The 13,271-nt window shown below is 38.6% G+C and carries 8 protein-coding genes; 4 read left to right on the top strand and 4 right to left on the bottom strand.

The genetic code is table 11. From position 1 onward, the window contains the following. The first annotated feature begins 10 nt into the window (after window positions 1-10). Window positions 11-1,309: an HlyC/CorC family transporter gene (locus GLIP_RS12815; RefSeq protein ID WP_040522825.1), complete on the top strand. Its 1,299-nt coding sequence runs from the start codon at window positions 11-13 to the stop codon at window positions 1,307-1,309. A gap of 65 nt (window positions 1,310-1,374) precedes the next feature. Here GLIP_RS12815 and GLIP_RS12810 read toward each other — a convergent pair whose 3' ends face one another. Both GLIP_RS12810 and sixA read right to left on the bottom strand, forming a co-directional pair. Continuing rightward, window positions 1,375-1,557 (bottom strand): hypothetical protein, encoded by a 183-nt coding sequence (locus GLIP_RS12810; RefSeq protein ID WP_008845066.1) that lies wholly within the window; start codon window positions 1,555-1,557, stop codon window positions 1,375-1,377. Window positions 1,558-1,652: 95 nt separating this feature from the next. Continuing rightward, window positions 1,653-2,132 (bottom strand): phosphohistidine phosphatase SixA, encoded by a 480-nt coding sequence (gene sixA / locus GLIP_RS12805; RefSeq protein WP_008845065.1) that lies wholly within the window; start codon window positions 2,130-2,132, stop codon window positions 1,653-1,655. 352 nt (window positions 2,133-2,484) lie between these two features. Here sixA and GLIP_RS12800 point away from each other — a divergent pair, with 352 nt between their 5' ends. The 3 genes from GLIP_RS12800 to GLIP_RS12790 all read left to right on the top strand — a co-directional run bounded on the left by GLIP_RS12800 (window position 2,485) and on the right by GLIP_RS12790 (window position 10,648). After that, the gene (locus tag GLIP_RS12800) at window positions 2,485-5,244 is read left to right on the top strand and encodes an insulinase family protein (RefSeq protein ID WP_008845064.1); all 2,760 of its coding nucleotides are present in this window, start codon (window positions 2,485-2,487) and stop codon (window positions 5,242-5,244) included. 260 nt (window positions 5,245-5,504) lie between these two features. After that, window positions 5,505-10,049 (top strand): EAL domain-containing protein, encoded by a 4,545-nt coding sequence (locus tag GLIP_RS12795; protein WP_008845063.1) that lies wholly within the window; start codon window positions 5,505-5,507, stop codon window positions 10,047-10,049. Between the two features lie 368 nt (window positions 10,050-10,417). Further along, window positions 10,418-10,648, top strand: coding sequence for a hypothetical protein (locus GLIP_RS12790; protein WP_008845062.1), 231 nt, complete (start codon window positions 10,418-10,420; stop codon window positions 10,646-10,648). 76 nt (window positions 10,649-10,724) lie between these two features. On the opposite strand, the gene GLIP_RS12785 is transcribed toward GLIP_RS12790, so the two are convergent. After that, a complete protein-coding gene (locus tag GLIP_RS12785) occupies window positions 10,725-10,922 on the bottom strand; it encodes a hypothetical protein (protein ID WP_008845061.1) in 198 nt (65 codons plus the stop codon). A 192-nt stretch (window positions 10,923-11,114) separates the two neighbouring features. Further along, window positions 11,115-13,268 (bottom strand): fatty acid oxidation complex subunit alpha FadJ, encoded by a 2,154-nt coding sequence (gene fadJ / locus GLIP_RS12780; protein ID WP_008845060.1) that lies wholly within the window; start codon window positions 13,266-13,268, stop codon window positions 11,115-11,117. Between the last annotated feature and the right edge of the window lie 3 nt (window positions 13,269-13,271).

Here is a 13,271-nt window from a genome sequence, read left to right as displayed (position 1 = left end):
AACCATTTAGTTGGATGACATCTCGACGAGTACGTTAATAACGATGCTCGGCATTTTGATATTTCTTTCTGCCTACTTCTCTAGTTCTGAAACAGGAATGATGTCGATCAATAGATATCGCCTGAAACATCTTGAAAATGAAGGCCATAGCGGTGCGCTTCGAGTTACCAAATTATTAGACCGTCCAGATCGATTGATAGGACTTATTCTAATTGGCAATAATCTGGTGAATATTGCAGCTGCGTCGGTTGCAACAATCTTGTGTTTACGCTTATTTGGTGACGTTTGGGGACTAGCAATAGCTAACTTCGGATTGACTTTCGTCATATTAATATTTGCGGAAGTCACGCCTAAAACCGTAGCAGCACTTCACCCCGAAAAAATTGCATTCCCAAGTTCTATTGTTTTATTGCCCTTGATGTTCTTACTTTATCCTTTAGTGTATTTAATCAATGGCATATGCAATGGATTGCTTATGGTATTGCGCGTTAATCCAGTCAATAACGATGGCAAAAACTTGAGCAGAGAAGAGCTACGTACCGTCGTACACGAAGCAGGTGCACTGATTCCCCAGAAACACCAGGAAATGTTAGTTGGTATTCTTGATCTTGAAAAAGTAACCGCTGAAGACATTATGATCCCACGCAGTGAAATTGTTTCAATTGATATAAACGACGAATGGAAAGACATTCAACGCCAGTTAGTTAATGCGCAACATACACGAGTGTTGTTATACAGAGATAGCATAGACGATGCTGTAGGGTTTGTGCACATGCGTGATGCTTTACGATTGTTGTCGAAAGACCAATTTACTAAAGCCAGTTTGCTAAGGGCTGTAAGAGAGATTTATTACACTCCAGAGTCTACCCCTTTGCACACGTTAATGTATCAGTTCCAAGCTGCCAAAGAACGAATTGGCTTAGTGGTAGACGAATACGGAGATATCCAAGGTTTAGTCACACTTGAGGATATACTTGAAGAAATTATCGGTGATTTCACTACCAGTATTGCGCCAGATCATTCTAAAGAAGCCAATGTTCAACAAGATGGCAGTGTATTGGTTGATGGCAGTGCAAACCTTCGCGAACTGAATAAAGAATTAGATTGGCATTTTCCAACTGAAGGCCCTAAAACCTTAAACGGACTGATATTAGAACATTTAGAATTTATTCCGGATGCTAATATTAGTGTTAGAATTTACGGCTATCCAATAGAGATTATTGAAATTAAAGACAACATGGTGAAAACAGTACGGATTTTACCTGCCTACTACAGTATTCCCCCGGAAGAAGAGTCAACAAAAGTATAATATCAAAAGAGATTAAGTTACTTGGATTTCACTCACGTCTTAGTGCTTAAATTGGTTTGCGAATGTTATTGTTGGCTGCGTTGTGCACGCTTTAGGAGGATGGCTTTTTTCATTTTTTCTACATTTTCATTAAGCTTTGCTAAGCGCACGTAAATAGTTTCCAACTCATCGTCATGAGTCAGTTGTGATTGTTCCACGTGCTGTTTTAGAGCCTGCTCTAAATAAGCAGGTAAGCTTTTACTAGACATAGGCCTCCCCTCAAAAATTTTATCGGTCTTAATCTCAAAAACTAAAGGAAAAGCGAACAATAAATGACGTCTAATTTCGGATTTTTTTGACTAATTCAATCCGGAGTAAATGAATCGTAAATATAACCTTTTGATTCATCAACGTTATAATCGAGACAAACAATTGTTCCTGTTGAAAATATTTTTGAAGTATGGATATCGCACATCTCGTCGATGAAGTAGCTAACGAATGGCATATGACTTACCAACAATAATCCTGTTAAATCGTTATTTTTGACTGCAAACTGATCGATGAAATAGTGCATCACCTGACAGTTTCCATTTGGCACTATATCTGAGTTTTCATTTACATTAGCAATATTCGTAATTTTGCTAACATGTTCAAAGGTTTGCTGTGTTCTTAAATAAGGACTGACCATCGCGTGGCTAACTGGTTTCTTAGATCTTTTTGAAAACGATTCTAACCAGTGACCACATTGTTGTGCTTGTGCAACTCCACTTTCATTCAACGGCCTTTGCTGGTCGTTTTGCAATGATGGCGCTGCTTCACCGTGGCGCATCACAAAAATGTACATATTTGGTCCAACTATTAGGTGAGTTTCTAAATCCGCTAGTTTTTAGAAACGTAATTTATTTCAATATTGCCCGAAATCATTTCTATATTGTAGAGCCGAAAAGGAATTAAAACGATTTGTTTTAGAGAAATATAAGTTATCTTAGATTAAAGCGTTGTTAAGGGTAAATTATTCACACATTTACCTAACACCAAGCTGCAATTTTGAAATACTCAAATAAGCAGGTCTTTTCTGATTAAGTAAAGTTCACTCACCTTAATTAGATTTATTTCTCAAACAAAATCATCTACTTTATTTAAAAAATAATTTAATGCGTTATGCTTGTTATCAAACTTTTAGATAGGTGATTTAGTTGCAGCTTAGCAAAAATGACAAACGCGCTTATTTACATGTCACTCTGGCCAACGGTATGCGAGTGTTATTGATTAATGACGCCGATTGTCGAAAATCTGCAGTGGCCGCATGCATTCAAGCGGGACATTTTGACGATCCTTATAATATCAACGGATTATCTCATTTACTCGAGCACATGCTATTTAATGGCAGTAAATCATTCCCAGAAGCAGACAGTTTAAATCAGTTTCTATCTCCACATGGCGGTAGCGTAAACGCGTGGACAGGCACCGAATTTTCCAATTATCATTTTGATGTCGTTCATTCGAAGTTAGCGGAAGGGTTAACGCAGTTTGCAGACATGCTTTTTAATCCGCTGTTTACAGAACAGGCCATTCAAAAAGAAATTAACGCAATAGATGCGGAATTTAAGCTTAAGATTCATGACGATTTACGACGTTTATATCAGGTACATAAAGAAACTTGCAATCCACAACATCCTTTTAGCCAATTCTCAGTTGGTAATCTGCAAACATTTTCTGAACATGCAATTGAAGACATTCAACAAGCTCTAAAATCACTCCACAAAAAACATTATGTGCCCAATAATATCGCATTATGTGTGATAAGCGCGCAAACTATAGAAAACCTACAAAGCCAAGTAGAAGCGAGTTTTTCACACTTTCAGGCTGGCAATGAATTTATAAGACCCTTCCCCGCACCATTATATTTACCTGAGCAGCTAGGCGTAAAAATTAGTATCAAACCAATCAAAGATGCACGACGTTTAATCGTCAGTTTTGCCCTACCCGACTCTCAGCTTAATTGCGCCTCGAAGCCATTAGAATTTATCAGCCACCTTTTGGGCGATGAAGGGAATGGCAGCCTTTTGGCTCATTATAAACGAGAAAATTGGGCAACTAACCTTAGCGCCGGCGGTGGTATAAATGGTAAAGGATTTAAAGATTTCAATGTTAATCTACAACTAACTAAAGCCGGTGAAGACAATATTTCTGACGTGTTGAACAGCCTATTTTACTTTCTTCAACTCATCAGCGAAAACGCGCTGGAAACATGGCGAATCAAAGAAAAAGCAATATTGGGTGAGTTAGCTTTTGAACATATTGAAAATGCAAAGCCAATTGACGATGCAACTCAATATGCCAATCAAATGTTTTTTTATGATGAAGAAAAAATACTCTCAGGGGAGTATTTAATTACGGATTTTTCAATTGCCCCCATTGAACAGTGTTTAAGTTACATGACACCTGCAAATATGCGATTGAAGCTCATCAGCAAAGATGTCAACACGAATAAAGTAGCGAAGTGGTACGACACTCCTTATCAGATCGAATCACTTCACAAGGACTTGTTGAATACCTTAGCATCGCCTAAACCTATTCAAGACATTCAATTACCGTCTCCTAATCCTTATATCACCGAACACTGCGCAATAGCCGAAGTTGACGAACGATTTTTACTTCCGGCTAAAATCATAGATACCCAGCATTTACGAGTTTGGTATGCTCAAGATAAGGATTTTGAACAACCCAAAGGTGATTGTTTTATTTCTTTTGATTGTGCTGCCGTAACACAAGGTGCAAAAATTTCTGCCTACAAGCGCCTTTGGGTAGCGTTAATGGTTGAGCATCTAAATGACCAGTTTTATCATGCTGGGGTAGCTGGCTTGCATTACCATATTTACGCTCACCAAGGTGGTTTTACAATTCACACAAATGGCTTTTCACAGAAACAATTAGCACTTAGTGAAAATATTGTAAAACAAACATTGGCAGATATTGACTTAACGCCATTATTTGAACAAGTGAAACAAAAACAGCTACAAAGTCTACAAAACTCGTTATTAAATAAACCTATCAACCGGTTGTTTGCACGTCTTTCGGGACTAGTTCAACGTCATACCTATGCACCTCTAGAATTATTGCCGCATATCGAAAATGCGCGTATTGAAGATATGTATTGGTTAAGGCAACAATTATTTGAAAACTACTCGATTGAAGCGTTTGTTTTTGGCAATTGGACAATCGAGCAAGCAAATGGGTTTGCGCAAAGATTAAAAGCCTTACCTAAACCCACGCAAACGAGCTCGCCTATTAAACGTGAAGTTGTAGATTTAAAACATTCTGAACTTTATTTAAATGAAGTTATAAGTCAGCATCCTGATTCTGCGGTCGTGCTCTATTTGCAAACCCCCAGCGCAAACATTAAAGATGTCGCGCTAACAATTTTAGTGGAACAGTTATTGGCTTCACCTTTTTTCCATGAAATTCGCAACGAAAAACAATTAGGTTATCTTGTAGGTAGTGGTTATTTGCCGTTGAATCAACATCCTGGAATGGTGTTTTACGCTCAATCCCCCAATTTTAGCTCACAGCAAATATTAGCTGAAATTCAATCTTTCCTGACTCAAATCACGGCAGACATTGAAGACTATCGCGAAGTGTGGACGCACGTAAGAGCGAGTGTGGCAAAACAATTAGAAGGAAATGATACTAATTTAACCGCAAAAGCCCAAAGGTTATGGTTAGCTGTTGGTAACAAAGATCTTGAGTTTAATTTACAAACCGCCATAGCTAACGCATTAATTAACTTAAATTTTGATGACATCATCAGCTTTTGTAATCAAATAACGGATTCCCTAAGTTTTGGCACGTTAGTCTTATATTGCGCTGGCAACAGACCTGATGACATTCCTGCAAAAGGAACAAACATATTCGACTTAGCCGAGTTCAAGGCAAAGGCAAATTTTATAATTTAAACGATGTAAATTAACGCAGCCCACATGTTATAAAAATGTAAAATAACTTAAGTTAACGTATTAACATAAGGTTTTTAGAACGATAATTGAACGAAAACGTAAAAAATTGTTATTTTCCACACAATCAACACACCTAAACCTTGTACAGCGCGCTTAATTTGGGCATATTAACTACCTTAATTCGACACGTTATCTTTGCTTGTTATGAAAACAATAATAATAATAGAACAAAATGCATTATTGATAAGTGAAAATACGATTTGAGACAGTTATATCGATCTAACTGGCTAATCGCATTATTTGCGTTATTAAGTCTGTTCAATTCAAAAAGTTACGCTAATGTAGCGGACATTGATTTGCAGCATTTGTCTGTGCAAGATGGCCTGTCACAAAGTTCTGTTTTAGATATCATTCAAGACAAAAATGGCTACATTTGGGTCGCAACTATAAACGGTCTAAACCGTTTTAATGGCAGTGAATTTAAGCAATACACGCCAAGAATGCCCGAAGGTAAACAATTCCCTATCGAAATGTTCCGCAAATTATTCATCGATTCGAACGATAATTTGTGGTTTACAACTCTAGGGGCGATAGGCAAATACCTACCTGAAAAAGACGAATTTCAAGTTTATAGCGCTAAAAACTCTAATATTGGAACCAATAACTTTTGGGCAATAGGTGAAACTCTTCAGGGCCAACTTCTCTTTTCTGGGAATAAGTATTTATATCAATACAATCCTGAGCAGGATGATTTTACTAAGGTCGAATTTAACAATGCTGTAGAGTTAAATGATATCGTCAGAACCATTTATGTTGAACAAGATATTATTTGGTTGGGCACTGAAGGAAACGGTATTTTTGGTTTAGATCCTAAAACCAATAATTTATACAGCTTAAACGATGAAAACCCTTGGAATATCAACTTAGATGCCAGAACCGTTTTTGATATAGTTAAAATCGACCAACAGTATTGGTTAGGCACAATGCAAGGTGCCATTGTTTTATCTGAAGATTACCAATTAGAGATGCAACTTGATGCATTTCGACAAGACAATTTACAAATTGTCAGTAATGTTGTGCGATCTATTATTGAAGAAGATAATAAGATTTGGTTGGCGACCACTAATGGTATTAGTATTTTTGACCCCGCCGCAGACTCTGTATTTTCCATCAGTAAAGAAAACGGCCATTATGTTGGTTTATCTAACCCATTTATTATAAAGGCTTATAAAGACCAGAATAATTCAATTTGGTTTGGTACGCATACGTCCGGTCTCTTTCAGTACCATGAATCTTTTTCGATCATTAAACATTTCAAAGTTATAGACGCCAAGTCTTTATCAAGTATAAATAATAGCGTTTGGGCATTTGCTGATAATGGAAACGATGCCATCTGGATAGCCGCATTAAGTGGCGGAATTAGTCTTTACGATACGAAAACTGGCGAGTTCAAACGATTTTTACAAGGTTCGACTAATTTAGTTTGGGATTTGGAAGTCGATGAGAAAAAACGTTTATGGTTAGCAACTGATACCGGTATTCATATATACGCTCACAATAACGGGACCTTAACGCATGTCAAAACGTTATTTGACGGTATCCCAATAACTGAATTGCAACCAATGAGTGGACAGTTTTGGATAAAGGACGGAGAAGAACGCTTTTTCAAAGTCAATGCAACTGATCTTCAACAACCTAGCAGTGAAATATCCTTCAAGAATTTAAAAAGTCAGGTGATTGCCCCACTTTTATTTGATAGTCAAAATAACATTTGGCTTAAAACCGATTCAGGCATTGTTGTTACTGACGAAAATTATTTAAATTTCAAAAATATCCTATTGCAGAATAATTTAGATGAGGCACAACCTGTTGTTTTTAATATTCATGAGACCGATGACGCATTTTGGGCATCCACAGGTAAACATGGAATATTCAAGCTAGATAAACAAACATATGCACCTATAGAGCAGATCCACCCTCGTGGTTACAATGTCAGAGGACTCACTGTCAATTCGGTTTTAGATACCCAAGACCAGACATCTGTTTGGCAAGGTAGTCAATCAGAAATTTGGCAAATATCCTTACAAACGGGAAAACTACTTGAATTTATTCCCAGAAAGACACTGGATTATAATGATTTGAATCAAGGCGCGACCTTGATGACAAAAGAAGGCTTACTATTTTTTGGTGGAACAAATGGGTTCCACGTATTTAATCGAGAAAAATTAGATAATTTCAATCAAAAAGCCCAGAATATTAACGCTGAATTTCAGTCCTTATCGGTTTTTCCTGCGCCCAAAATTACAGGTCTTAGAATCCACAACAAACCTGTTTTAGTAGGCGTTGAAAACTCACCATTGATAGTGCCCATTGAATTAACTAATAACATCTCGTTATCTTATCAAGACATTCCGTTTTCCATTGAATTTGATCATATCAATTCATTACATGAAGATAAGTTAAATTATCGATATAGATTATTGGGTTGGCGAGATACCTGGATTGAAACAGGCAACGATGACAGCAAAAGTCAGTTTGCTTCGTTTTCAATTGAGACCTACGGAAACCATGTTTTTGAAGTTCAAGGTCGCATAGACGAAGGTCCATGGTCTGAATCTGCCACGCTAAATATCGCAATATCCCCACCTTTCTGGTTAGATACGCCAGCAATGTTGTTGTACGGCATGTCAGCTATTCTTGTGTTGTTATTAATGTTAAGACAATACAAGCGCAAGCTTGCCGTACAAAACGCCATTAAAGAAAGTGAAGAGCGATTAAAGTTAACGCTGTGGAGCAGTGGTGACGAACTATGGGATTGGGATGTTTACCGCGGTCAAGTCTATCGTGCAAATACCTGGGGAACTATGGACTTTCCTCAAGATGGTATCCGTTCTAATAGCTCTTACCAAGCAAACATTCATCCTAACGATATGCTGCGCGTACAAGAAGCGCTACAAACTCATATCGATAAAAAGTCAGACTTTTTTCAGGTTACCTATCGGGCTCGTACCTTTAACGGAGAATGGGTATGGATTTTAGATCGCGGCATGATAGTAAAACGTGACAACAACGACCAACCCATACGCATGACTGGAACACTAAAAAACATCAGTCATTTAAAACAAGCTGAAGAACAGCTAAAGCTTTACGAACGCTCAATTGAAACGATTTCCGATGGCGTTTTTATTGCTGATACCACTTTCCGTTTTATTTCAGTTAATCAGTCCTACTGCGAATACACTGGAGAAACACGAGAGCAAGGGTTAGCAAGTTACCTCAAGTTTAACCAATACCCTGAAGCGTTCACAGAAGAAGTGAAGAAAGCATTACGCCAAAAAGGCAATTGGAATGGCGAAGTTGAATCACGTCGTGCAAATGGCGAGCGTTACGAGATGGAATTAAATGTAGATGCTATCCATGGTGAAGATGGTAAAACGACTCACTATGTTGGCGTGTTTTCTGATATCACATCACGTAAGAGTACTGAAAAAGAGTTATTGAAATTAGCCAACACCGATCCACTCACTGAAATGCCGAATAGATCTTTTTTCCAAGCTAGCCACAATAACTTGGTGAGAAAAGATGTGCCCCACGCATTAGTCTGTCTGGATATGGATAATTTCAAGAAAATTAACGATTCTCTAGGACATCAAACCGGGGATATCTTAATTAAGCACATAGGTAAAAGACTGCAAAAAATTACCGGCACAAATGCAACATGTTACCGCTTAGGTGGCGACGAATTTAGTATTCTGGTCGATCGAGAAGAAGATATGCAGCGCATAAACCATTATGCTCAGCGAATTTTAGATCAAATGGCTCACCCTTTCCTAATCAATAAACAAGAGTTTGTGTTAGGTGCGAGCGTCGGTATTGCATTCTATCCGGAAGATGGAACATCCACCCAGGAATTATTGAAAAATGCTGATACGGCAATGTACTTCGCGAAAAACGCTGGGGGTAACAAATATCAATTCTTTAGCGGCGAAATGAACCAAAATGCCGTTCGTCAACTACAAATCGAAAACCTGATCCGCTATGGTCTTAAAGACGATTTATTTACTGTATTTTATCAACCCAAAGTTGACATTTCATCGGGTAAACTCGTCAGTATGGAAGCCCTAGTGCGCTTTGAGCACCCCGAAAAAGGCATAGTTAGCCCAGCTCAGTTTATTCCTCTGGCAGAGGAAACCGGGCAGATTATTGATATCGGTGAGCAAGTATTACGCAAAGCCTGTGAAGACACTAAACGCTGGGTTTCTCAAGGACTATTTACTGGGCGTGTGGCGGTAAATATTTCGGCGAGACAATTCGAATTACCAGACCTGGATGACCGCATTTCACGTATTTTACAGAAAGTTGGGCTCTCGCCGTTGCATTTAGAGTGTGAAATCACTGAAGGAACCTTGATGCAGAACCCTGATCAAGCGCTGCAAATGATGCAACGATTGCGTGAGAAAGGAATTCACTTAGCGTTGGATGACTTTGGTACTGGATATTCATCACTAGCTTATTTGAAGAAGTTCCCGCTGAATACACTTAAAATCGACAAAGCATTTATCGACGACATAGCAACTAGCAGCGTCGATAAACACATGACCGCAGCAATTATTAATATTGCACACAACCTCGGCCTAAAAGTGGTAGCAGAAGGCGTAGAGCAAGAAAAGCAATTAGAAATATTACGCCTCTATGACTGCGAAATGTTACAGGGTTATTTGTACAGCAAACCCCTCAACTCCACTAAATTTGAACGCTTACTCACAGAAAATCTTCATATTAGTCAACTAATTGGCGCTAACTAATTTCAATATAATATGTTTGGATGTTTAATCCTGTTTGCGTTTCAGTATTGGCTATATTTAAAAGATATTAACTCCCTTTAGCTTCCCCACCACAACAGATGCGTCAGAAAATAGACGAATGATTAATTGCGACACAAATAAACTATCAAGATTTTTTAATAATAAACCTTAAAGCATAGGGTGAAGCATATCTAATTGATAAATATACTATTTTTTAGTTTTTAAAAGCTATTCAAAAACTTAATGGTAAATTTATTCAACAAATTCCTAAAGTTGGCATACTCCTCGCAGATACAGTATTGATTGACAAAAAATTGTCATTCATAAAATTAAAATAAAATTATGAAGTACCTAAGAGGAACCAAAAGATGTTAAAAGCGTATGCCGTAGCACTAATGCTAACTACAACTCCTGCGAGCGCAACTTTAGACGGCGCAAATACTGCAGAACAGCAAAAAACTGTATCTACTGCGTCAAACAAGGCACTTAAGCCTGGTGGCGGTATTGGATTTGACACTAACAAGGCACTTAAGCCTGGCGGTGGTATCGGATTCGACACTAACAAGGCGCTTAAGCCTGGTGGTGGTATTGGTTTTTAAGTGCTAGTGCGTTGGACTTTTATAGATGACATGGACAGTATTTGAAGAGAGAGGTATATCCTCTCTTTTTTTCATCTTAAACAAATATAAATGAATTATTGAACCCACGCGCCTGGCGCAATGCCACTCGTTGAGAAATAGAAAACATCGGTAAAACCATTGGCCCCAAAAACAGACCAGCCACCGCCCACTTTTTGGCAGGTAAAGCACTTTTAAATGCTTCAACATAATAATATACGCTAAACACCAAACAACTTAACAATGCTAATATCACTTATGCTCGCCTTCCGCTCATTAATTTCGTGCAAATTATACTCAACCACAGCAACAAAACTAGAGATTTCATGAGTTTCACATAAAAAAACCGAGACAAGCTCGGTTTTTTACAGTTTATTTACATTTTTTATGCATTTAATTAAAGTGAAACTTTACGACTCCACATTTTTGCAGTAGTAAATATCAACTCTTAATAAAAGGATTCGCCTTTTTCTGCCATTTCAACCAACTTAGGAGCTGGGAGAAACTTATCTCCAAACTTCGTACTGTTATGTTGCAATCTTTCAACAACATATTTTGCTCCTAACTTATCTATATAACGGAATGGTCCCCCTAAAAACGGTGGAAAGCCGATACCGAATATAGCGCCGATATCACCATCTCTCGGGCTTCGTATGACTCCCTCATCAAGACACATAGCAGCTTCATTCAACATAAGCAGTACGCAGCGTTCAGAAATTTCCACACCACTTAAACTTTGCTCAGGTTTAATATCCAAAAGTTCATAGACACTTTCGTCAACTTCTTTACCAGGGTTCTTGCCAGAATAGGCATAAAAACCGCGTTTGTTCTTTTTGCCTTTGCGATCATCAGCTAGCACTTTATCGAAGGCTTCTGCGGATTTAAATCGTTCACCAAATTGAGCCATCAAGATTGGAATAATTTTAGTCCCAACGTCAATGCCAACTTCATCTAACAATTTAACCGGTCCAACCGGAAAACCAAATTTCACCAAAGAACGATCTATATGTTCTATAGGCTCGCCAGCCAACAAAATATTTGCAGCTTCATTCATGTAAGGCGCTAATATTCGGTTGACATAAAACCCTGCCCCGTCTTTGACTACGATAGGCGTTTTCCCCTGTTTGCGGGCTAATTCAACCGTCGTAGAAATGGTTTTATCAGACGTCTTGTCGTGGGCAATTACTTCTGCAAGCGGCATTTTATCCACTGGAGAGAAGTAATGAAGTCCGATAACCTGTTCTGGTCGTGCGGCCTTCTCAGCTATCTGTCCAATCGGGATAGATGATGTATTAGACGCAAAGATAGTATTTTCATTACAATGGGTTTCTACGTCATGAACCATGGATTGCTTCAATTCTAAATCTTCGAAAACAGCTTCAATAACCACATCAGCATCGCCAAATCCCGAGTAATCAATACTGCCAGTCAATAGCGACATTTGCTTCTGCATTTCAGATTTGGGAATAAATCGACGCTTAACCTTTTTGTTTAAAAGATCAAACGAATATTTCATTGCATTAGCGATCCCTTCAGAACGAATGTCTTTGATTCTGGCAGGCAAGCCAGCTTTAGTTGCAGTAACAAAAGCAATACCTCCGCCCATCAAACCGCCACCCAGAATACCCACCTTTTTCAGTTGACCTGGTTCAACACCGGTCACGCCAGTTTCTTTTTTCATTTCGGTGGTTGCGAAAAAGATATTACGTAATTGCTCAGACTCAGGTGTCATAACCAGATAAGCAAAGTTCTTCGCTTCAACTGACATTCCTTCTTGAATGCCTTTATCAATTCCTGTTTCGATACAATCTATAATCAGTTCTGGAGCAGGATAATTACCTTTGGTTTTACTCAAGGTCTGTTTTCTAGCCTGTTTGAACATGGTATTGCGACCAATTGGCGTTTTTTCTAAAAACTGCCCCATTAGATTTAACTTTACAGGTTTCGGTTGCGGCTTAGGTTTTTGCGCCAGTTCGATAGCCACATCCATTAATATAGAGCGTGGTACCATGTCATCAACTATGCCATATTTTAGCGCTTGTTTAGCGCGCACTGGTGAGCCAGTGAGCATCATTTTCATAGCTTGCTGAATACCAATCAATCGCGGTAATCTTTGTGTTCCACCGCTACCTGGCAGCAACCCTAGCTGAACTTCAGGCAAACCCATTTGGGTCTTTTTATCGTCCGTACATATTCTTGAATGACACGCCAAAGCGAGTTCAAGACCGCCCCCCAAGGCTGGACCATGAATGGCAGCAACAAAGTGGGCTTGCATATTTTCTATTCGTTGAAAAATTTGTTGCCCGCCAGTTGAAATCGCTTCTACATCTTGCGCGGTTTCACAAGACGCCAACATACTAATGTCTGCGCCTGCAACAAAAGAGCTATCTTTACCGCTGATAACAACAACCCCTTTTATCTTATTGTTGCTTTCGATTTCATCCAACATAGCCGAAATTTGTTCTGCAAATTCCATTTTCAGGGTATTCATCGATTCGCCAGGAACATCCATGCTTAAGATTGCTACGCCATTGTCATGGACATCTAAGGTAAAGGCGTTATTTTCTGCCGTTGTTTGAGTTTCGTTATTCGCTTTTTCCATGAT

This window comes from Aliiglaciecola lipolytica E3 (assembly GCF_000314975.1).
GTDB classification, from domain to species: domain Bacteria; phylum Pseudomonadota; class Gammaproteobacteria; order Enterobacterales; family Alteromonadaceae; genus Aliiglaciecola; species Aliiglaciecola lipolytica.
This window is presented reverse-complemented; position numbering and strand designations above follow the sequence as displayed.